This window comes from Mycobacterium sp. NGS50 (assembly GCF_059812545.1).
The window spans coordinates 1-287 of sequence record NZ_JCALCW010000109.1; the positions used below are offsets into that span (position 1 = coordinate 1).

The window sequence follows — 287 nt, forward strand, 5'->3', positions numbered from 1 at the left end:
ACCAATGGTGTGGTGGAGTCGATTCAGGGGCATCTGAATGCGGTGCTCTCGGGGTGGGGGCTCCAGAACGAAACCGATGCGACGCATGCCACGGTGCTCAATCACACGATGGATGGCACGCATGCGTTGATGTTCGGTCAGGTGGCCGGCTATCTGCCCGACAATGTTGATCCGAACGCGATCCTGCCGCTCATCGATTGGCTGGGCTCGCCGCAAAGCGCGGTGTTCATGGGGATGATCGGGCCGGGCATCAGTCCGTGGATCGCGTTGATGAACTCCATCAACGA

At 59.9% G+C, this 287-nt stretch carries 1 pseudogene; it reads left to right on the forward strand.

The features are described from left to right. Positions 1-12: 12 nt before the first annotated feature. Positions 13-287: pseudogene (locus tag AC5Y36_RS25900) on the forward strand (outer membrane porin GjpA); the annotation flags it as partial.